A 21320-nucleotide genomic window follows, 5' to 3' on the forward strand; every position below is an offset into this window, starting at 1 on the left:
CTCCTCACNNNGCACTCNNNATGCCCAATGCCCCATTCCCGATTCCCCTCTAAACATATAGGATCAAAGTCAGAATCGATATTTTAAATCATCCACGGAGAGAACACTTTATGAATCTGGTTGTACTCCAGAACTGGCTGGACAATGCGTCTTTTGCCATATTATTCCTAACAATGCTGGTGTATTGGGGAGGAGCGGCTTTTCCGAATCTGCCTTATCTAGCCGCTTTGGGGACAGCTGGGATGGCGATCGCAAATTTGAGTATTGCGACTCTATTAGGGGCACGATGGATCGAAGCTGGTTACTTTCCCTTAAGTAATCTCTATGAATCCCTGTTTTTCTTAACTTGGGGAATTACCGCCGTCCATCTGATTGCTGAAAATAGTAGCCGTAGCCGCTTAGTAGGGGTTGCAACAGCTCCGGTGGCAATGGCTATTACTGCTTTTGCTACTATGACACTACCATCGCAGATGCAAGCGTCAGAACCTCTAGTACCTGCCTTGAAGTCAAATTGGCTGATGATGCACGTCAGCGTCATGATGTTGAGTTATTCTGCTTTGATGGTGGGTTCATTATTAGCGATCGCTTTCTTAATTGTCACTCGCGGTCAAAATATCCAACTACAAGGCAGTTCCGTTGGTGCTGGTGGTTATCGTAGTAACGGCTACCGCTTGCACAAAGCGTCTGAAGTAATTTCTCAATCACCAGCCCCCGCTGTCGAAAATAACGGCTTTGCCCGTTTTGAAACTAGTAGCAATGGCAACGGTAACGGTAACACTGCTGTTTTGAATTTAGTGACTACCCCTGAATCTCAAACCGTAGCATCTGCTGTACCTCTTTCACCCCAGCGCCTTAGCCTTGCCGAAACCCTCGACAACATCAGCTATCGCATCATCGGACTAGGATTTCCCCTGCTGACAATTGGCATCATTGCCGGTGGCGTTTGGGCTAACGAAGCCTGGGGTTCCTACTGGAGTTGGGANCCGAAAGAAACTTGGGCATTAATCACCTGGTTAGTATTCGCCGCCTACCTTCACGCCAGAATTACTCGCGGTTGGCAAGGGCGTCGTCCAGCAATTTTAGCCTCCACTGGCTTGCTTGTGGTTTGGGTTTGCTATCTCGGTGTAAATCTTTTGGGTAAAGGTTTGCATTCTTACGGTTGGTTTTTTTAAGAACCTCATCAAGACAGTACTGAGTGTTGAGTATTTTACTTTTACTCATAACTCAGCACTTAGTAATATCTCGCGTAAAACGATAGTGAGTTAAGTGTTTAATACCAATTCTTTATGAAGCTGCATAGAATTCGATCCCCACTAGCCCCCCTTAAAAAGGGGGGAATTCAAAGTCCCCCTTTTTAAGGGGGATTTAGGGGGATCAAGATATGTGCAACTTCACATTAAATTGGTATAAGTTGAAACGCAGAGGGGTGAAGAGTTTTTCTTCGCCCCTTTGTGCAATACACGAATTATTACGATAATAACCAAGGACTAATGACCAATGACTAAATTATCATTTTATTTCGGATGAACTGTTATATCTCTAGAAAATATAGATTTATTGACAGGAGATTTTTATGGAAGATGGATTCGAGATACTAAACCATGATGAAGTTGTGTCTATAGAACCAGACACTTTTAATAAGTTAAATATTGCCAAAACTTTTAAAGTCCGTGATTTGATTACAGCAATTAAGGAATATGTTGGAGCAGAAGAAACAGACGAAGTAAATTTGTATACCCAAGGATTAAGTTGTGAAGTTTTGCAATTTAGTACTTTGGGATGGAAAAAAGGAAAAGTTAGACTTGCTTTAGAATTTTGTCCTGATGAATCTGAGTCGCCACTTGATGAAATTTTTCAAAAGCTCAAGCAAGTGGAAAATTAATATCCAATGAGCAAAAGAACCCCGACTTCTTGAAGAAGTCGGGGTTCTGAGTTTCTCGATATTTGTAAATAAAATTAGGATGTGTTGAATTGCTATCAAAATTCATTAATAAAATAAAGATGTACTAATAACTGAGAAACGTAAATTCATCATTGTAAATTACGATCCATTAGCTCGTTTGCCCTCTTCAAAAGAGCTACCTGACTCTGACGATACCCCAGTAGATAATCAATTACAAAAATCAATTCCTGATTTACTCAGAAGCGTATTAGCAATGGCTTGGGCAGATAGCATGGATTGGTTTTTTGGTATTCGTATGGGGATTTATTACGACCCAAATTTACCAGCAATAGTCCCAGATGCGTTTTTGAGTCTGGGTGTAAAGCGATTTTATGATGAAAACCTCCGCTCTAGTTATGTGCTTTGGGAAGAAAAGAAACTACCGATATTAGTACTTGAGGTGGTATCTCAGATAGTTCGCAGTGAGTACTCAACTAAGAAAGTAGAGTATGCAAAATTGGGGTTTTTGTATTATGTAATTTACAACCCATTTCGTTGCGACAAGCCACGTTTAGAAGTTTACAAATTAGTTAATAATACTTATGAATTACTTAATGGCGATCGCGTTTGGTTGCCAGAGATAGGTTTAGCGATTGGCATGGAAAGGGGAACTTATCTAGGTATTCCCCGTGAGTGGTTGTATTGGTATGATCAGCAAAGACAAAGGCTTTTAACACCACAAGAACAAGCACAACTTGCCCAACAACGCGCCCAATTATTAGTAGAACGGTTGCGATCGCTTGGCATAGATCCTGATTTAATCTAAGAGGATGTTTTAAAAGTCTTCTGGTCGGTAGCAAAACGTTTTAGATCCCCCTAAATCCCCCTTAAAAAGGGGGACTTTGAGAATTTTTCTGCTTAAAAGGGAGTTTAGGAGGGATTAAACCCTGTATCTGCTCACACACACTATCAAATTGATTTAAAACTTGACTATTTGTAAACCTAATAATCTTTAAACCATAGCCTTCTAGAATATGTGTTCTCTCTATGTCATAATCTTGACCTTCATCTGTAAAATGGCTATCCCCATCAATTTCAATAACTACTTGTAAAGTAGGACAGTAGAAATCAACTATAAAATGATTAATTGGTCTTTGTCTTAAAACCCGAAATTGAAAATCACTCAGATATTCACACCACAGCTTTTTTTCTGCTGGGGTCATATTTTTGCGAAGTTCTTTTGCTCTTTCTACAAGCTTTGGATTGTAAGGTAAATGGAAATTGCTACTGTTGAGGTTGTTCATCATAGTTTCTAGTGTTTATCCCTTTACACTCCTTGAAAAGGTGGGAAAAAGTTCTTAAAGTCCCCCTTTTTAAGGGGGATTTAGGGGGATCAAACCACATTCTACACAGCATCTAGATGTGTGTACACGGTAGCGTCCCTTGTAGGTAAGAAATTGGGGGTTAAGTTTGAGAGAAAGAAGTTGCACAGTACGTTAATCAGTATCAAAGACTCATCCACGAGTATCAAAGACTCATCCACGAGTATCCAAGACTCATCCACGAGTATCCAAGACTCATCCACGAGTATCAAAGACTCATCCACGAGTATCAAAGACTCGTCCGCGAGTATCAAAGACTCATTCACGAGTATCAAAGACTCGTTCGCGAGTATCAAAGGCTCATTCACGAGTATCAAAGACTCGTTCGCGAGTATCAAAGACTCTCGCGCGAGTATCAAAGACTCATTACAGCAATTTTCATTTATTAAGAAAACACTCTCGCGTTCTTCTTTGCGCCCTTGCGTGAGACAAAAAATCTTTCCGTCCTGTAATTACGAATTACGAATTACGAATTACGCATTAACCTATCAAGACTTGCACTCACACTTTCAGCATCCGGTGACTTCAATAGCTGCAAAATCTCTAAAGCTGGTTGCAAATAGGATATCGCTTTAGTGTATTCACCCTGCTGTTCTGCCAAACCTCATAACCACCACAAAGTCATTGCTTTGGTTTGAACATCACCAAGGCGTTCTGTTATTTCCAAAGATTGATTGAACAATGTCGCCGCTTTACCTTGGGCATTACCAGTGCGTTCATTTATTTCCAAAGACTGATTGTAGAGTGCGATCGCTTAATCCACTTCCCCTTTGTTAGCGTAGAGAATTCCCAGTTGGTGCAACGTCGCCGCTTTAGTTTTGACATCACCAATGCGTTCAGTTATTTCCAAAGATTGATTGTAGAGTGCGATCGCTTGATCCACTTCCCCTTTGTTGGCGTAAATATATCCCAGATTGTTCAACGTCGCCGCTTTGCCTTGGACATTACCAATGCGTTCAAATATTTCCAAAGACTGATTGTAGAGTGCGATCGCTTCATCCACTTCCCCTTTGTTGGCGTAGATTTCCCCTTTGTTGGCGTAGAGAACTCCCAGAGATTGCAACGTCGCCGCTTTGGTTTGGACATCTCCAATGCGTTCTTTTATTTCCAAAGACTGATTGAAAAATGCGATCGCTTCATCGATTTCCCTTTTCTTGGCGTAGATATGTCCCAGTTGGTGCAAGATCGCCGCTTTGCTTTGGAGATTACCAATGGGTTCAAAAACTTCCAAAGACTGATTCAAAAGTGCGATCGCTGGTTCTACTTCTCCTTTGTCGGCGTAGATCATTCCCAGTTCATGCAACGTCGTCGCTTTGCATTGGACATTACCAATACGTTCAAAAAGTTCTAAAGACTCATAGAAAAGTGCTATCGCTTCATCCACTTCCCCTTTCATGGCGTAGATACTTGCCATATTATGCAACGTTAGTCCTTTCCAATAAGCATCACCAATACGTTCAAAAACTTCCAAAGACTGATTGAAAAGTGCGATTGCTTCATCCACTTCCCCTTTGTTGGCGTAGATCATTGCTAGTTGGTGCAAAGTTGCCGCTATGCCTTTGATATTACCAATGCTTTGTTTTATTTCCAAAGACTGATTGTAGAGTGCGATCGCTTCATCTACTTCCCCTTTGTTGGTGTACATCATTCCCAGATTGTGCAACGCCACCGCTTTGCCTTGGACATTTCCAATGCGTTCATTTATTTCTAAAGACTGATTGAGAAGTGCAATCGCTTCATCCACTTCCCCTTTCTTGGCGTAGATACCTGCCAGTTGGTTCAACATCGTCGCTTTGCCTTGGACATCTCCAATGAGTTCAAAAACTTCCAAAGACTGATTAAAAAGTGCCGTTGCTTGATCCATTTCTCCTTTGTTGGCGTAGATCATTGCTAGTTGGTGCAACGTCGCCGCTTTGCCTTGGACATTTCCACCAATGCATTCATTTATTTCCAAAGACTGATTGAAAAGTGCCGTTGCTTGATCCATTTCTCCTTTGTTGGCGTAGATATGTCCTAGACAGTGCAACGTTGCCGCTATGCCTTTGACATTACCAGTGCATTCATTTATTTCCAAGGACTGATTGTAAAGTGCGATTGCTTCATCCACTTCCCCTTTATCGGCGTAGATCATTGCTAGTTGGTGCAACGTCGAGGGTTTGGTTTGAACATCACCAATGCGTTCATTTATTTCCAAAGACTGATTGTAGAGTGCGATTGCTTCATCCACTTCCCCTTTAGCGGCTTTTAGTATCCCTAAATAATGATAAATTGAACCTAATCCTCGTTCATCTTCTGCGGGACAAAGATTTAAAGCTTGTTGGTAATAGTTTAATGCTTGATCAACCTCACCCATTTGGTGTTCACAATAAGCCATTTCTTTAAGAACACTATGGTTTTTAGTAATTTCTAAGGTTAATTTGCACAGATGTATTGCTTCCCGAAATCGACTTTGATGCAACAAGCGGTTCGCCAATGAACTAGCTATTTTCGCTGCAATTTTTCCATCCTTCCCCAACAACCCCAACCGATGAATTTCTACTAACTTTTGTGCTTCCGTAGCAGTTTTCGCCCCTTCCCACCACAGGCGATACAAAATTTGTGCAGCTTGTTTATACAACTCTTCACCCTTGGGGTTTTCTGGAAACTCTAGTAACGGTGACAAAATCCGGGGAACCCGATACAACCTCTCTGTGTTGTTGGTGAGGGTAACTTCCAACAAACCCAAAATTTCAGCGCGTTGAATATGACTTTCCCAACTTGAGATATCCTCACAAATCGGGGAAATCGCAGCTAGAGGAACAGGTAACTCATACACCAACAACTTCCCCAGCATTTGACGCAAACCTGGAGTTTGCTGCTTCAGCAATTCCTGTGCCAAAATATCCTCACGAAATTCTTTTTCCTTATCAGCCATCTTTTGCAGAATCATCTCAACTCCCCTCTCCGCTGACGGCGACTTCGGGGAATTTTGCAAAATCTGATCTAACCATTCCAACAGCCGAGGATTTCCATCTGCTGCTTGTTTGGCACGTTCCGGCAAATCTGGCTGAAATTGCCAACTGCCATTAAACGAATCCAGACGATTATACTTTTTAATTAAATCTGCCCCACCCAAAGCACCCAGAGGTTCGCGGTACAGACGATGATTCAGTTCCGACAATGTGAAATTGTAGCGACAGGTAATAATTACCTTGTGGGGAAGTTGGGAATTTTGCATCGCCTTCAGCAACGCCAGCAGTACATCCACAACTTGTGGTTGCAAGACATAAACCCCATTTCGTAATTCCAAATTAGCCTCAAAGTCATCCAGCACAAAGGCAAAGCGCTGTTTTTCGGTATTCAATCCTTCAGTGAAAAACTTAGTGAGACGCTGCATCAAGGGTAACTTGCTATTGAGAATTTCATGTCCCCGTTCCAAGGTACATTGTTCAGCCAGGGTTTTGAGCAGTTTGTCTTCATCCAGTTGCCGAAAGTTTACCAGCCTGTGATAGCCAACCATCCTTTCCAGAAGTCGCGCCGTCACAGTACTCTTACCCACACCCCCCAGTCCGTGAATTAGTACCCCTAATGAAGTGCGAATAGCTTTGAGACAACGTTGCAAAGTCCGCCGTCTCCCAACAAACTCAGAGGGTTTCGCCACCCGCACCAGTTGGGTATCGGGGTCTAAAAACTGTTGATAAGCAGGTTCCGGCGCTGAGGGTGGCACATCTCCCAACACATCCACCAACGCACCGGGACATTCTCCCTGGACATATAACCGTAACAAATGCCAGTCACGCACATTCTGTTTAAACAACTGCTGGTAAGTGCTAGCGAGTGCTTCAGCTAATTGATATCCCGCAGCCAATTTCCCGTAGAGGTGCGCGGCGGCGGCTGTAGCTGTCCGATCTTCCACAGGCCGCCCCCAACTTAAAACCGCCCTCGCCCCTTGTGCAATTAGCGCCTCAGCCATTGAAGGGACAGCCCCTTTATCTGGTGCTTGTCCAGTCCGACACCCAGACAAAAACACCAACTTGGGAAAGCGAAACCGGAAGACTTCCGCCAGTTCTGCGGCTGTGGTTTCGTGGCGTTCCCCAATTTCCGTCTCAGTGATAAAGTAAGGCGTGTAAGGTGCTTCACTCGTAATTGAGGCGTGTCCTGTGAGGTGAAACACATCAAAGTCATTAAAATAGCGACTCCACACCTTACCCAACTCGCTAACGCAACCGCTTTCTTCCACCCGCAAATCTACAGCAAAATCTCGCGTATCAGCCAGAATTCTCGCTTCTTCCTGTTCAAACTCTAACTTGGGTTGCACATCTTCCGGGTCGGTTGCCATAAACAATACTCGCAATTGTCGTGCTTCCACAGAAAACGGTTCCGTTTCTTTCTCAATCCAGCGCAGAGGTAACACCACCGGATTAACCCGCTTCACCAAAAAATCCTGACCATCATGCAGCACTTCCCAAGGGAGATGTGCCAGTTTTTGCTCGGTATCAATAGCAATTACCAACCCCTCACCGCGACAGTTAGCAATTCCCCGACTCAACCACCGTCCATCCCCATCCAACCAAAAAAATAACTGCTTCCCGATTCCTGGTAAATTGGGCAGCAGTCTATAGTAATCTCGTTCACCTTGCTTGAGTAAATCAGCGATTTCTGCTAATTTCAGGCGACGTGATTCATAGTGCTTTATTTGAGGCAGCCAATACCTGAGTTCAACTGTTTCCTGCGTACTTTCCCGAAGTTGAATGCGGATAGTTTGCACTTATTTGCTGATAGATTTGAGGATTTCCGTGATTTCCTCTATAGTAGCTTCTTCGAGTAAAATCCTGTTTCCAGTATCAGGGTCAAGAATTACCACATCAAATTGCTTCCCTGGATGAGATTTATGCCATTCTTGATACCATTTGCGAATTTGTTCAGCTAAAGCCGCAACACCACCCACAATGCCGACAATAGTAGCGATCGCTGCCAAAGTTCCCTCCCTTTGCGTCGGAACTTCATAGCTTCCCGATATTCCAGGAATTTCTAACAAAGCCTCGGCTGCTGCTGGTGCGCCTTCCCCTTCAATTCCAACTTGAATTTCTGCCATAGCTCATCTGCGAATTTATACAACATACTGTATATTCTGCGTTGAAATAAGGATAATACTCACCCAAAGACACAGAGACAGCAAAATTATTTACTTAGTGTTGTACCAATTGTCTAAAATAAGACAACAGACCCAAACCTAGAAACCCAGATTAAATCTGACTTTCTTCATTTTTAACTTTTAATTTTTAATTTTTAATTGATATGTCTCTTGCTCCTTGGCGAAGTGCGATCGCTCATGCACTCCATCGCAACCGTAGTCTTGTTTATGCCCGTTACCTGCAACTAGCAACGCTACAAGCGAATGGTCGCCCCGCCAATCGTACCCTAGTCTTTCGCGGCTTTTTAGAAGATACAAACCAGCTAAAATTTATCACCGATAACCGTAGCGCCAAAGCCGATCAGATACAGCAACAACCTTGGGCAGAAGTTTGCTGGTACTTCCCCAATACACGAGAACAATTTCGCATCACTGGCTGTTTAACCCTGGTCAGCGGTGATGATTATGACCAGAATTTACAGCCAGCGCGGATTGCAATGTGGCAAGAATTAAGTGAGGCGGCGCGTTTACAGTTTGCTTGGCCACATCCTGGAAAACTCAGAGTTGACAACCCAGAAGCTTTTGCACCACCAGCACCCGAACCCGTGCAGCCAGTACCTAATTTTTGTTTACTGCTACTCGATCCGGTGCAGGTCGATCACTTAGAATTACGCGGCGAACCACAAAATCGATGTCTTTACCACCGTAATGAGCAGCAAGAGTGGTCTAGCCAAGCGATTAATCCTTAAATATTTGAGTAGAGACGCGATTAATTGCGTCTCTACAGGAGTTAGGAGTTGGAAACTGCAAACCTGCATTTATGATTTTTATTTCTCACTTTTTAAATGCCAGCACCATCTAGAAATTCCTGGATAGTCTTATCCTTGAGGTTGCACCAGCGAGTATCGTGGATTAGCTCATCCTCTTTCGCTGCTAAACAACCCACTAAAACAGGAGTTTTTTCTGAAGAATTGGTGCGCCCAAGTGTTTGTATTTGTTCTTCCAATGCTTCAATCCGGTCTACTAACGCACGAATTACTTGAGCTTCTGAATCTGGTAAGTTATTGTGTTCAAGAGGTGAAACTCTAACTCCAGAACGATACATAATGCGCCCAGGCACACCTACCACAGTACAGTCTGAAGGCACATCTCTGAGAACAACAGAACCAGCACCAATACGGACATTATTGCCAATTTGGATATTGCCCAGTACCTTCGCTCCAGCTCCGACTACGACATTTTCACCCACAGTAGGATGGCGCTTACCACATTCTTTACCAGTACCCCCAAGGGTGACACCTTGATAAATTAGGGCATAGTCTCCCACGATCGCAGTTTCACCAATTACTACACCCATCCCGTGGTCAATAAACACACTTTGCCCAATTGTTGCACCAGGGTGGATTTCAATTCCAGTCAAAAACCGAGCCAAGTGAGAAATCAGGCGCGGAATAAAGGGAAGACCAACATTATACAGCCAGTGAGCCAGCCTATGGAATAATAGGGCTTGCAAACCAGGGTAACAAAATAAAACTTCCAACCAGTTACGGGCAGCTGGGTCACGTTCAAATATGATACGAAAGTCAGCACGCAGTATAGATAGCACGAGATAGCACCCTCGGAAAGCACAACAAGCTACACTCCCATATTATCCTCTCAGGTGTTGTACGTAAAAATTGGGAATTGGGAATGGGGAACTTGTACTGAGTTACGACTGCGCTCAACTACCGCGCAGTCGTAAAGCCTGCGGCATAGCTTCGCTTCGGGTGCAGCCTCTCGTAGAGAAGTATAGGGAATTGGGAATTAGTTATTAATTGACTCCTAACTCCTAACTTCCCACTCCCCAATTTACTGCTGCTCTACTTTGAGAGTATAATCCCGCTTGACTCCAGGGTTAAATGTACCTACCCAAATCCGATAAGTGCCCCTTTTCCAGTCGCGATCGCTAACGCTAGCATCTTTACTTTTACCAGTATCATCGCCGCAACGAATTGTTGTTTTGTCTGGGCCTTGGATGATTAAAGTGGTGTCGTTGTTGTTGCTATCAACTTGGATTGTTAGCTGGGAAAAGTCTTTTTCCAAAACCATAATGTGATCTGGTTGGGGATCGGCAAAGCCAATACAGGCTTGTTGATCGCGATCGCGGTTACTGATAGCAGACAATGAGTAAGAACCACCTGTAAAACCCTGCACTGTTCCTTGTGCTGAATCAAAGTTTGTTGATAAATGCAAAGTGCCAAAGTTCGCTGTCTGTGCTATTGCAGGGGTAGCTGTGATGGCGGTAAGTATAGCCAATAGCCAACTGCTTTTAAACTGAAGTCGGGGGCGACGGTATTTCATAGTAGCCCTCCAACAGGCTTTTAAAGTAGTGATGATATATACATATTCTAGTGAAAAAAATCCAGTGAAATTTCAGTTGGATGTGCCACATTCAAATGTGCCACAGTTAATGTTTTGGAAAGTGGACAGCTAATTGCTAGGTTATTTCTGAATCTCGACAGCAGCATACAATCGCATCCGAGTGAGGAATTTTGGTAATCAAACTATTAGCTAGTAAATATTACATAAAATCTACGTAAATGTGATGAGGCAAGAAAGTACAGAAGGTAAAGGTAAAAAATTCTTTTACCTTTACCTTTAATCTCACGAATTATGGAGTTTGAAGAAGACACCACCTTTGAGCGATCGCGTGTCAGTTCCATAACTACTGACTGTGAGCGATCGCAGATTATTAAAAAACGGTTTCCCTAAGACTTCCACTAGTTTGAGAATCGGTACTTGACGCTCTAACAAATTCTGGCTCTTTGTCCAGTCAAGATATACATAACCTTGGTTTGGTAAGGGAATTGCCGCGATACTATCTTTGAAATTGGGATTGTCAATTAAGGAATTATCCTTGGATGTGAGGATTTCATCCATCGTTTCTAAGTCAGAGGTGAAAATTTCGTAATTTCCTAAGTTTGTATGTAATCCCAACACTTTTGTTTCAATACTGAAGGATGTTCCCTCTTTAACATCACTTTTTTTTGTAGCCGTAGTTAACTCTGTCCAAGCAGAGATTTTTTGCTTGTCTATAGTTAAGGGATTAATGCTGAGTCCATTTGATGAGGCGATCACATCTAATCGAGCAACACCTTTTTCCACACTCTCAGATTTTTCCACCACAAAAATCCAATGAGGAGTTGTTTGCTCTTTCGCAGGTAACAATGCTATGGCATATTCTCCTTGTACCCAGCTAAAAATATCCTCTGGTAAGTTTATACCCCAGCGTTTTTGAACATCTGCCAAAGGTTTTGCTAACCGAGAAACCACATCTTCCCCAGAACCATATATAGTTGCTGTGGCTTGTCTCCAGAGTTTAGCTAAATCACTGCCAGCCAAATTACTCAAATTCGAGCCGGAAATTGCTAAACCTGCGGATGCTGGAACATATTGCAATGCTCCCACAGGTTTAGATAGTGGTGCAGATGGAGGGACAATTTCCGATGAAGTCAAAATGGTGGTTTCTGCCAGCAATCCTTTAGGATTTAACACCAAGGATATAATTTGGCTGTTATAAAGTTGTTCTGATAACTCTAAGCCTTGCCATTTTGCCACGATGGGAAGATTCAAGAAAGCTACAGCTAATCCCCCTTTGAGCCGTTCTTTGGTAGCTTTTTGGTATTCGGGTGAGCTAGTTAAATTCAAATCGGGCGCTTGGACGTTGTTGATAGCATCTCGTAGTACTTTCGGATCGTTGGCAAATAAGACAAAGCCTTCACCGACAACAGCACCAGCAAGCAAGTCTTGTTCTGGTTGAGAATTGTCAGAAATCAGTTTTACACCTTTATATTGTTCAACAGCTAAGTTTGCCCCAGCTAATGCTCGTTTAGAAAACAACAATTCGACAAACTCGCGGCTTTTCTCCGGTTGCTTGGTTGCTAATGCCAACAAATACCCTGGCTGTTGTCCGTTTTCTGGATCGCGATCAATATCTAAGGTAGTGATAGCTAATGTAATTTCATCCCCTAACCAGGGTTGAATGTCTTGTTTGTAATCTATGCCACTCTTGGCGAATAAACTGGTTTTGAGTTTAGATAGTTCCTCTTCGCGCTCCAACGCCTGCAAACGGTCAGGATTCGTCAATAGTGAAACCATTGCAGGGGAAAGTTTCGACACGAATATGGCTGCACCAGGCCCAGAGCTAGAAGCAATGAGGTTAGCCGGACTTTTAGCGAAAAACCAGTAAAAGCCTGCGATCGCAATTACTAGCAGTGCGATCGCCCCAGCGACAATAAAACTAATAAATGAACGTTGCCTATTCACATTAAACCTATTAAAAAAGACGGTTTACAGCCATTTAAGCAGAAAGCCTAGCAGAATTAATCAACCCCCTTGAGAATGGATACTCATGCAAAGGCAGAGATTTTCTGTCACCATAANATAGGATTAGGACTGTTTATCGGGAATTCTTTTAGTNNNCCCATGAACCAAATTAGTGTAGAAGAACTGGCGCAACGTCTTTCTTCTAGTGATGCGAGTATTCAGCTAGTAGATGTGCGTGAACCAGGAGAATTGGCGATCGCTAGCATTGAGGGCTTTGTCAACCTGCCTTTAAGTCAATTTACCGAATGGGGAGATCAAGTACCTACCCTCTTCAATCCCGAAGCCGAAACCTTGGTGTTATGCCACCACGGCATCCGCTCTGCCCAAATGTGCCAGTGGTTGATTGCTCAAGGTTTTACAAATGTGCAAAATATTTCGGGTGGTATTGATGCCTATTCACAACTAGTAGACCCTTCAATTCCCCAGTATTAACTTCTGCTCGGATACGTCATTCAGATGGAACTTACTCTTCCATCTGACATTTGCTATGCTAAAGATAGAAGTACATCAATTTAGAGGCTTGCCGAAAAGTTTAAGATTTGGGCATCAAGTACATCTGCACAAAAATGTTGGATTGCTCTAAATTACAGTTCGGTAGTAGCCCTTGCAATAAATACGTATCTAATAATACTGTTGCAAGCAGAAATTTATGCAAAAGTACGGTTAGAAAAAAGCATCGGAAGGGTACATTATAACTAGCAGCTTTTGCAAAAAAATTGAGCTAGTATTTCAACCCTAATCTTAAAAAATGCTTTGTACATAAACTTTAAAAATACTTATCATAATATAGTTATATAATTTGATACCTTAATAAATTATTAATATTTTCTGTTTTCGATTAAATCCACAAATTTCTTGAGAGTTTGATTAAAATTTGCCTTCAGCAAAACATACCATAATGGAAGTTCAGTTAACAAATCGACAACAGCATATACTTTGGGCAACGGTACGTCACTACATTGCAACGGCAGAGCCTGTTGGTTCAAAGGCTTTAGTTGAGGAGTACGATCTGGGCGTAAGCTCGGCGACAATTCGCAATGTGATGGGCGTTTTAGAAAAGTCTGGATTGCTCTACCAACCACACGCTTCTGCTGGACGTGTACCTTCAGATTCAGGGTATCGCATTTATGTTGACCAGCTAATTACACCTTCTCTGCGTTCACGTAGCGTGTCGCAGACAGATGCTACGCGTAGCTTGCTTCCACAAAGTGGTACGGAAACTTTAGGGCGAGAAGTAGAGGTAGCATTGCAAAAGCAGCTACAGTGGCAAGATCGAAGTTTAGAAACCCTACTGCAAGGAGCCGCGCAGATTTTAGCAACCTTGAGTGGTTGCATTAGCTTGATCACTATGCCGCAAACGACTACAGCGCTATTGCGACATCTGCAATTAGTGCAAATTGAAGCTGGGCGGATCATGCTGATTGTGGTGACTGATGGTTATGAGACACATTCTAAATTGATGGATTTGTCGCCCACACCAGAAGAAACCCAGCGGGATTCAGAGGTAATCGATCGCGAGTTGCAGATTGTTTCTAACTTTTTGAATACCCACTTGCGGGGGCGAAGTCTCTTGGAATTAGCCAATCTCAACTGGAGCGAACTAGATCAGGAGTTCCAACGCTACGGGGAATTTTTGAAAAACTCAGTTGCCGAATTGACTCGTCGCACTCTCGCGCCGACTGCAACCCAAATTATGGTTCGGGGTGTGTCAGAGGTTTTGCGCCAGCCAGAATTTTCCCAGTTACAGCAAGTACAAACAATTATCCACCTGCTGGAAGAAGAACAAGACCAACTGTGGCGATTAATATTTGAAGAACCAGAACCAGAGGATGGTGGTAAGTCCAAGGTAACGGTTCGCATTGGCGCAGAAAATCCATTAGAACCGATACGCACCTGCACCTTGATTTCTTCTAACTATCGCCGTGGTTCGATACCCGTAGGAAGTGTGGGAGTTTTGGGGCCAACGCGCCTAGATTATGAAAGTGCGATCGCAGTAGTAGCATCTGCTGCTGATTACCTCTCAGAAGCTTTCAGTTATTTCAATCCCTAATAGAGACAACCTGCTACAGGTTTAAACGAAAGAACAATACCATAGCAGGTAGATAAACCGAATTTTATAGTGGCAAAATCAATAATTAATACTTTTTAACTCTTTCATGGTTAGAAAAATTGCCTTTGGCTTGCTGTGGCTAGGATTTGTGGTCTATGCTTTTTTCCTCGCGCCTCCCGATAAACCCGGTACATTGGAGTTAATTAAAAACCTTTCTATTGGCCAGTGGCAAGGGGTTAACCCGTTAGTCATAGCACTATTCAACCTCATGGGTATCTGGCCTCTTATTTACAGCGCAGTAGTCTTTATTGATGGTAGAGGACAAAAAATACCTGCTTGGCTGTTTGTTACTGCCTCTTTCGGAGTTGGTGCTTTTGCATTGTTGCCGTACTTAGCTCTTAGAGAACCAAATAATCAGTTTCTCGGTCAAAAGAATATATTGCTCAAGTTGCTAGATTCTCGTGTGACTGGTTTTGTGTTGACGGTAGGCACAGTTATTCTAGTTGCCTACGGTTTAAGAGAAGGAGATTGGCGCAGTTTTGTGCAAGAGTGGCAAACTAACCGCTTCATCCATGTGATGAGTATAGATTTTTGTTTACTCTCCCTATTATTTCCCACATTGCTGGGGGATGATATGGCGCGTCGCGGTTGGAAAAATCCCCAGTTTTTCTGGTTAATAGCGTTGACACCACTATTCGGCCCATTGGTTTATTTATCTGTGCGTCCATCTTTACCGGAAGTGGGTATAGAGTCCATATCCAAGCAGCCAGCAACTAATTGAAGAATAAAGTACATTTTTCACAATCCAAAATCGTTCGACTGAGCGTAGCGTTCCGCAGGAAAGTCTAAAATCCAAAGTGATATCACCCAAAGTCCCCGCTTTTTCATAGGTTTGGGGATTTTCTGCGGGTGGGTAAATCCCAAGAGAAAGTTTTTTCTGAAAGTACTTTACAAAACGAAATAAATTCTTTAAGATGTGTAACAGGTAGTCAAACCTACCTNAATTCATCCGCAAATAATCGCATTTATAAAACAATGACAACAACCTTACAACAGCGCTCAAGCGCTAACGTATGGGATCGATTCTGTGAATGGATCACCAGCACCAACAACCGGATCTACATCGGTTGGTTCGGCGTAGTAATGATTCCAACCTTGCTAGCCGCAACAGCTTGCTTCGTAATCGCCTTCATCGCCGCTCCTCCCGTTGACATCGATGGAATCCGCGAACCAGTAGCAGGTTCCTTGATATACGGAAACAACATAATTTCCGGTGCAGTAGTACCTTCCTCCAACGCTATCGGTTTACACTTCTACCCAATTTGGGAAGCAGCATCCTTAGATGAGTGGTTATACAACGGTGGTCCTTACCAATTGGTAATCTTCCACTTCCTGATAGGCGTATTCTGCTACATGGGACGTGAATGGGAACTATCCTACCGCTTAGGAATGCGTCCTTGGATTGCGATTGCATATTCAGCACCAGTAGCAGCAGCAAGTGCAGTATTCTTGGTATACCCAATCGGACAAGGTTCATTCTCTGATGGTATGCCTTTAGGTATCTCAGGAACCTTCAACTTCATGATCGTGTTCCAAGCAGAACACAACATCTTGATGCACCCCTTCCACCAACTAGGTGTAGCAGGTGTATTCGGCGGAAGTTTGTTCTCAGCAATGCACGGTTCACTCGTAACTTCCTCCTTAGTTCGTGAAACCACCGAAACCGAGTCACAAAACTACGGTTACAAATTCGGTCAAGAAGAAGAAACCTACAACATCGTTGCAGCCCACGGCTACTTCGGTCGGTTAATCTTCCAATACGCTTCCTTCAACAACAGCCGTTCACTGCACTTCTTCCTCGCAGCATGGCCTGTAATCGGCATCTGGTTCACCGCCTTGGGTGTAAGCACAATGGCGTTCAACTTGAACGGTTTCAACTTCAACCAATCAATCATTGACTCTGAAGGTCGTGTGATTGCAACTTGGGCGGATGTAATCAACCGGGCTAACCTGGGTATGGAAGTAATGCACGAGCGCAATGCTCACAACTTCCCTCTCGATTTGGCTGCTGGCGATTCTGCTCCTGTTGCTCTTACTGCTCCTGCTATCAACGGTTAATCATAATCTGAGATACGCTCTTCACGATTTTCTATAAATAAAAGACGCTCTCCCAAAAGGGGGGCGTTTTTGCATTGGGTTAATTGCTACGTTAATTTAAAGTGCAAAAATGATCGTTATAGTTGAGAACTTAGGAAATAATATCAAAAAGTAAATTTTACAATTAATAACGGGTCATAACGAGTAATAATTGCTAGCAGCGTAGATAATAGCCTCAAAGCTCAAGTATAAGGAGAAGCCAAAAATGATTTTACACCGTGGGCGTAGGGTAGTAGCCGCTTTGTTGCTGTCAGTGGTACTACTGACAACAGCCTGTAGTCCAAAAACACCTGGACGTTTTGACCAGGCACAAAAAGAAAGCACTCAACAAAAAAGCGGTCAATCGGTAGCTAAAACCGCAACTCAGGGTAGCGAATTTAATAAACTTTTCCCAAGAGCTGGTGATGGCTACCAACGCGTCTATACCCAAGAGAAAAAAGGCTTTGCGGAAGCAAAGTTGAAAAAAGGCGGTAAAGATATAGCGGTGCTGTCTATTTCTGATACCACTAGCACACCCAGTGCAGCGGCAAAGTTCTCGAAAAGCACTAAAAAAATTGGCGGTTATCCCGCAGTAGAAGTTGGTAAAACGCAAACTGCAATTTTGGTAGGTAAGTACCAAGTAAAAGCACTTTCTCGTGATTCATCATTTACAGCTAGCGATCGCGAAGATTGGTTAGAGAAGTTTAATCTTAATGGTTTGGCTAACCTGAAATGATTTCCACTACTAACATTCAGATCATAAAACCTAAATAAGGAGATTTTTGTGAGCAAATCGATTGTTGAGTTGGTTGATCAATTGCCAACTGGCGGCTTGACTGTTTCTATGTTGAAGTCTCTCGATTTTGTTGCTCCTGGAGAGTGGCAAAATACCGTCGGCTTTGTCAACACTATCAAGAAAGTCACTGGCGAAGACGACGAAGATTTAATTCAGCAAATTGGCGAAAGAGCGATTTATCTATTTAATGATAAATCCCAAGGATACCAAAGAGCCTTGTGGTTATATCAAACTGTTGATAATACCGATAAAGCGCTTGGTGCAGCAGCTTTAGCTAACAAAGTCGGCGAAAAAATTCCTCTGTTGGGTTTTTTAAACTCTGTCACTCCCAAACCAGATAAAGCCCAAACCATTGATTTGACATTAAAATTAGTGGCTGAGTTGGTAGCCTTCTGTCAAATTAACGGCATTCCGGGAGACAGTATTGGGGATTTTGTCGCCTCTTTAGGAGAGTATAGTGGTGAGTCACTGATCCGCATGGTGGCGTTAGTTTGCGTTGATGGTTTGATACCTTTAGGCCCAGATTTTATCAGCAAAGCGATATCTGGGCTGAATCAAACAAATCCACAGGAGTTAGAACAAAACTCGACTTTCCAAAACATCAAAGATGTGATTCCAGGGAACAATGCTGGCAGTAAACTTAACTTTATCGGCGAAAGCTTTGACTCTGTTAAAGGTTGGATGAGTGGGTTGGTTAGCGCCAATAATTTAACGCCGCAAAAGGTTGTCCACAACTTGCAAAGTTTTACCGATATTGCTGATGACAAGTTGGACTACCTCGCAGCATTCCTGGATGTAGCAACAAATTATTATGAACACACTGGGACGCAAACTTTAGCACATCGCTTGATTGAACGCGCGGTGGCTGAGATTTAGGTTGATGGGTGATTGAAGAAGGTTACAAGGTTACAGGGGACAAATTATTCCCTATTACCTGTAACCTCCTAACCTAAGGCCTATTGGGGTAAATGCAAATCTGCTGCCATCGCATACAAGTAAGGTTGAAAAATAGCCAAGTTTTCCAGTTTATCAAAAGTACCTGTTTGCGTACCTGTGTCAAATGCAGTAGTAATTACGTAAAGTTTACTGCCATCAAAGGCAACATGACCGATATGTTGCTCTTGTACTCCACCTTGTTGCTTAAATCCGGCAAACCCATAGCGGATTCCTTGAAGCTTACCAATGGGTACTGATTGCGGTGGGTAAGCTGAGAATGTAATCTGTTTTCCATATTTACCCTGACGATCTTTCGCAAACGCAGCGTAGTGATCTACAACCCAAGTCTTAAGTACTGGTAAAACCTGGGTTTGGTACTTGGAATTTTGGTAGTTTACTTGGGAAGTAGTTGGAATACCAGCTGCTAAGAGTTTTTTTCGGAAATCTTCATTGTTTGCTAGTGGGTAAATGTTAATCTCAACTGTACCCAAACGTTTTCCTTGGGAGGAGACACACAACAGAGGTGCATTTCCTTCACAGGGAGTAACTTGCCAGTTAGTTGGAGCAGCAGCACTTCCCAGGATTTTCTGCCAGATATTTCCCTGATTAGAGTTGGGAAGTTTGGCAACGGTAGGAGCTTTTACTACTTTGGGTGGAGAAAATTGGGGTAGAACAAATTTGGCTCCTATCGGTATTGACACCAGCAAAATAGAGCCTAGTAATAAATGATAAAGTCGTAACATTTTTTCAAAATCCAGAGCCAGGGATTGCAGGCTAATAATATCTACAATACTTTAACTTTATAGGTATGGAGATAGAGGAAGAATACATGTGGATGAATACTTCAAGGTTAGATACCAAATAAAATATTCCAGCAGAATAAAGCCTTTGGCTTTATTCTGCTGGAGACTCTAGATGTGAAACTTTAACGAATTGACTTAGTAGCGATTATTGTTGCGGCGGGCATTACCGCCACCCCAGCTACCACGAGGAGAACCGCTTCTTTCCTCACGAGGTTTAGCTTTGTTCACTTTCAAATCACGTCCCATCCACTCAGCACCGTCAAGTGCATCTATGGCAGCTTGTTCTTGTGTGTCTGATTCCATTTCCACAAAAGCGAACCCACGCGGCCGCCTGTTTCCCGATCTGTGGGTAGTTGAACACGATTTACTGTTCCGTATTCTGCAAAAGCCTGCTTTAGGTCCTCTTCTGTAACCTGATAGGACAGGTTTCCGACGTAAATTGACATAGAAATCTCCGAATTCAGGGAGTGTAGAGAGTTAAATTCGGAGAGACGGTTTTTAGAAATCAAAACGAGTTACTCAACCGAAAATAATCTTTATGTCCATGAGTGTAGCACAGCCTTCAGCCTTTGAATATTGCCTGATAGTGAATTTTATTCACAAATCAAACCTTTAAAGACGGTTTGCAGACTTTCTAAAGACTGGCTTTTTTTGCTTGTACTATATTAAAGTTACACTTTTAATCGGAAATCGTAATTAACTTGCGATCGCCTAGGTATTTAGTGTTTTGAAAATTAAGCTGTGGACTAAAGAGTAAAGATTTCGGTGATTGTGCTAATCATACCATGATTAACTATCTTAAAAGAAATTTAAAAAATATTCATTCTCAAATGCACTATTAGCTATGGTCAAATTGCGCTAAGATACATTCTGCTTTCTTACACAGTACTTCGTGATATTCACCATTACTAGCTAGCAAACCTCCCCATTGATTGATATCACCAGTGTTATACTGCAACGGCGTGCCATCGAAGTGAGTAAACTGACCACCTACTTCTGTTAAAATCAATTCTGGAGCGGCTATATCCCAATCTTTGGGCGCAGACTTGCCGGAAAGAGAAATGTAGATATCTGCCTGTTGCTCAACAATAGTGGCGATTTTGCAGCCTACACTACCCACAGATTTCTGATTTTGACAGGGTAAATTTTGTAGCAGATGATCTAACCGTTGGTTGCGGTGAGAGCGACTAACGACTAAGGTTAAATCCTCAATTCGTTTACCTGAAGACACTTGTAAAGAAACAGAACCATCACGGGTTTCTACAAATGTACCCCCGCCTTTGGTAGCGTAATATAACTTTTGAGCCTCTGGTACTGCCACCACTGCCAACACTGGGCGTGTTTCCTTGACTAAAGCAATGTGAACTGCATAGTCTCCAGTTTTTTCGATAAAATCTCGTGTGCCATCCAAAGGGTCAATTATCCATACCCAAGGGGCAGAAGCCTTTCTACCACTACTTGACGATTGATAAGTTTCTTCGCTGATGTAAGCAAAATCTTCGTTACCCAAAGTTGCTTGTAGCCTCTGCAAAATGTATTGACTCACAGCTACATCGGCAACGGTGACAGGCTCATTTTGTTTATATTGAATTTCTAAGTTAGGGTCTTTTGCTGTGCCGTCGTAATACGATCGCAGTATCTCTGCTGCGCCCCAACCTACCTCACGAGCGATCGCTAATATTTCTTGTAAATCTTTCATTAATTTGGCCTATCTAAAAATATGCATAACGTGATTAGGGACGCACAGCGATACTTAGTTTAACTAATTACGAACTTGTACTGAGCGTCTTGCCCTGAGTTTCGACTACGCTCAACTACCGCGAAGCCGTTGGCGCAGCCTCTCGTAGAGAAGGGAGC

The 21320-nt window shown here is 42.8% G+C and carries 19 protein-coding genes and 1 pseudogene; 10 read left to right on the forward strand and 10 right to left on the reverse strand.

Annotated elements, in window-relative coordinates:
- Positions 1-110: 110 nt before the first annotated feature.
- The 3 genes from ccsB (at position 111) to QUD05_RS13280 (ending at position 2708) form a co-directional block, all read left to right on the forward strand.
- Positions 111-1172, forward strand: a complete 1062-nt coding sequence (ccsB, locus tag QUD05_RS13270) for a c-type cytochrome biogenesis protein CcsB (RefSeq protein ID WP_289796460.1) — start codon at positions 111-113, stop codon at positions 1170-1172.
- Positions 1173-1573: 401 nt separating this feature from the next.
- Positions 1574-1882 (forward strand): KGK domain-containing protein, encoded by a 309-nt coding sequence (locus tag QUD05_RS13275; RefSeq protein ID WP_289796461.1) that lies wholly within the window; start codon positions 1574-1576, stop codon positions 1880-1882.
- A 151-nt stretch (positions 1883-2033) separates the two neighbouring features.
- A complete protein-coding gene (locus QUD05_RS13280; RefSeq protein WP_289799956.1) occupies positions 2034-2708 on the forward strand; it encodes a Uma2 family endonuclease in 675 nt (224 codons plus the stop codon).
- A gap of 61 nt (positions 2709-2769) precedes the next feature.
- On the opposite strand, the gene QUD05_RS13285 is transcribed toward QUD05_RS13280, so the two are convergent.
- The 4 genes from QUD05_RS13285 to QUD05_RS13300 form a co-directional block, all read right to left on the reverse strand.
- Positions 2770-3189, reverse strand: a complete 420-nt coding sequence (locus QUD05_RS13285) for an endonuclease domain-containing protein (protein ID WP_289796462.1) — start codon at positions 3187-3189, stop codon at positions 2770-2772.
- Between the two features lie 679 nt (positions 3190-3868).
- Entirely contained in the window at positions 3869-3994 is a 126-nt protein-coding gene (locus QUD05_RS13290) for a hypothetical protein (RefSeq protein WP_289796463.1), read from the reverse strand.
- A gap of 24 nt (positions 3995-4018) precedes the next feature.
- Positions 4019-8011, reverse strand: a complete 3993-nt coding sequence (locus tag QUD05_RS13295; protein ID WP_289796464.1) for a tetratricopeptide repeat protein — start codon at positions 8009-8011, stop codon at positions 4019-4021.
- Positions 8012-8338: a hypothetical protein gene (locus tag QUD05_RS13300; RefSeq protein WP_289796466.1), complete on the reverse strand. Its 327-nt coding sequence runs from the start codon at positions 8336-8338 to the stop codon at positions 8012-8014.
- 203 nt (positions 8339-8541) lie between these two features.
- Here QUD05_RS13300 and QUD05_RS13305 point away from each other — a divergent pair, with 203 nt between their 5' ends.
- Complete coding sequence (locus QUD05_RS13305) at positions 8542-9126, forward strand: Npun_F5749 family FMN-dependent PPOX-type flavoprotein (RefSeq protein WP_289796467.1); 585 nt, start codon at positions 8542-8544, stop codon at positions 9124-9126.
- 92 nt (positions 9127-9218) lie between these two features.
- On the opposite strand, the gene cysE is transcribed toward QUD05_RS13305, so the two are convergent.
- From cysE to QUD05_RS13320, 3 genes are all read right to left on the reverse strand, one after another.
- Positions 9219-9983, reverse strand: a complete 765-nt coding sequence (cysE, locus tag QUD05_RS13310; protein ID WP_289796468.1) for a serine O-acetyltransferase — start codon at positions 9981-9983, stop codon at positions 9219-9221.
- A gap of 242 nt (positions 9984-10225) precedes the next feature.
- Positions 10226-10717 (reverse strand): hypothetical protein, encoded by a 492-nt coding sequence (locus QUD05_RS13315; protein WP_289796469.1) that lies wholly within the window; start codon positions 10715-10717, stop codon positions 10226-10228.
- 303 nt (positions 10718-11020) lie between these two features.
- Positions 11021-12682 carry a DUF3352 domain-containing protein gene (locus QUD05_RS13320; protein ID WP_289796470.1) on the reverse strand — a complete coding sequence of 554 codons (1662 nt, stop codon included), beginning with the start codon at positions 12680-12682 and terminating at the stop codon, positions 11021-11023.
- Between the two features lie 159 nt (positions 12683-12841).
- Here QUD05_RS13320 and QUD05_RS13325 point away from each other — a divergent pair, with 159 nt between their 5' ends.
- The 6 genes from QUD05_RS13325 (at position 12842) to QUD05_RS13350 (ending at position 18600) form a co-directional block, all read left to right on the forward strand.
- Positions 12842-13174: a rhodanese-like domain-containing protein gene (locus QUD05_RS13325; protein ID WP_289796471.1), complete on the forward strand. Its 333-nt coding sequence runs from the start codon at positions 12842-12844 to the stop codon at positions 13172-13174.
- Positions 13175-13640: 466 nt separating this feature from the next.
- Positions 13641-14792 (forward strand): HrcA family transcriptional regulator, encoded by a 1152-nt coding sequence (locus QUD05_RS13330; protein WP_289796472.1) that lies wholly within the window; start codon positions 13641-13643, stop codon positions 14790-14792.
- A 106-nt stretch (positions 14793-14898) separates the two neighbouring features.
- The gene (locus QUD05_RS13335; protein ID WP_289796473.1) at positions 14899-15573 is read left to right on the forward strand and encodes a DUF2834 domain-containing protein; all 675 of its coding nucleotides are present in this window, start codon (positions 14899-14901) and stop codon (positions 15571-15573) included.
- Between the two features lie 254 nt (positions 15574-15827).
- On the forward strand, positions 15828-16910 hold the full coding sequence (psbA, locus tag QUD05_RS13340; RefSeq protein ID WP_289796474.1) for a photosystem II q(b) protein: 1083 nt from the start codon (positions 15828-15830) through the stop codon (positions 16908-16910).
- Between the two features lie 244 nt (positions 16911-17154).
- Positions 17155-17664, forward strand: coding sequence for a hypothetical protein (locus QUD05_RS13345; protein WP_289796475.1), 510 nt, complete (start codon positions 17155-17157; stop codon positions 17662-17664).
- Between the two features lie 48 nt (positions 17665-17712).
- The gene (locus QUD05_RS13350; RefSeq protein WP_289796477.1) at positions 17713-18600 is read left to right on the forward strand and encodes a hypothetical protein; all 888 of its coding nucleotides are present in this window, start codon (positions 17713-17715) and stop codon (positions 18598-18600) included.
- A gap of 80 nt (positions 18601-18680) precedes the next feature.
- Here QUD05_RS13350 and QUD05_RS13355 read toward each other — a convergent pair whose 3' ends face one another.
- The 3 genes and pseudogenes from QUD05_RS13355 to QUD05_RS13365 all read right to left on the reverse strand — a co-directional run bounded on the left by QUD05_RS13355 (position 18681) and on the right by QUD05_RS13365 (position 21162).
- Positions 18681-19403 (reverse strand): hypothetical protein, encoded by a 723-nt coding sequence (locus QUD05_RS13355; protein WP_289796478.1) that lies wholly within the window; start codon positions 19401-19403, stop codon positions 18681-18683.
- Positions 19404-19598: 195 nt separating this feature from the next.
- A pseudogene (gene rbp / locus QUD05_RS13360) lies at positions 19599-19909 on the reverse strand (RNA-binding regulator).
- Between the two features lie 392 nt (positions 19910-20301).
- On the reverse strand, positions 20302-21162 hold the full coding sequence (locus QUD05_RS13365; protein ID WP_289796479.1) for a 3'(2'),5'-bisphosphate nucleotidase CysQ family protein: 861 nt from the start codon (positions 21160-21162) through the stop codon (positions 20302-20304).
- Positions 21163-21320 lie beyond the last annotated feature (158 nt).

The organism is Nostoc sp. GT001, assembly GCF_030382115.1.
Taxonomy (GTDB): domain Bacteria; phylum Cyanobacteriota; class Cyanobacteriia; order Cyanobacteriales; family Nostocaceae; genus Nostoc.

What these genes read in the sequence shown, in the direction of transcription:
- QUD05_RS13275 (WP_289796461.1), top strand. Translation starts at nt 1,574, where the DNA reads ATGGAAGATGGATTCGAGATACTAAACCATGATGAAGTTGTGTCTATA.
- QUD05_RS13285 (WP_289796462.1), bottom strand. Translation starts at nt 3,189, where the DNA reads ATGATGAACAACCTCAACAGTAGCAATTTCCATTTACCTTACAATCCA.
- QUD05_RS13300 (WP_289796466.1), bottom strand. Translation starts at nt 8,338, where the DNA reads ATGGCAGAAATTCAAGTTGGAATTGAAGGGGAAGGCGCACCAGCAGCA.
- QUD05_RS13305 (WP_289796467.1), top strand. Translation starts at nt 8,542, where the DNA reads ATGTCTCTTGCTCCTTGGCGAAGTGCGATCGCTCATGCACTCCATCGC.
- QUD05_RS13315 (WP_289796469.1), bottom strand. Translation starts at nt 10,717, where the DNA reads ATGAAATACCGTCGCCCCCGACTTCAGTTTAAAAGCAGTTGGCTATTG.
- QUD05_RS13325 (WP_289796471.1), top strand. Translation starts at nt 12,842, where the DNA reads ATGAACCAAATTAGTGTAGAAGAACTGGCGCAACGTCTTTCTTCTAGT.
- QUD05_RS13330 (WP_289796472.1), top strand. Translation starts at nt 13,641, where the DNA reads ATGGAAGTTCAGTTAACAAATCGACAACAGCATATACTTTGGGCAACG.
- QUD05_RS13335 (WP_289796473.1), top strand. Translation starts at nt 14,899, where the DNA reads ATGGTTAGAAAAATTGCCTTTGGCTTGCTGTGGCTAGGATTTGTGGTC.
- psbA (WP_289796474.1), top strand. Translation starts at nt 15,828, where the DNA reads ATGACAACAACCTTACAACAGCGCTCAAGCGCTAACGTATGGGATCGA.
- QUD05_RS13345 (WP_289796475.1), top strand. Translation starts at nt 17,155, where the DNA reads ATGATTTTACACCGTGGGCGTAGGGTAGTAGCCGCTTTGTTGCTGTCA.
- QUD05_RS13355 (WP_289796478.1), bottom strand. Translation starts at nt 19,403, where the DNA reads ATGTTACGACTTTATCATTTATTACTAGGCTCTATTTTGCTGGTGTCA.
- QUD05_RS13365 (WP_289796479.1), bottom strand. Translation starts at nt 21,162, where the DNA reads ATGAAAGATTTACAAGAAATATTAGCGATCGCTCGTGAGGTAGGTTGG.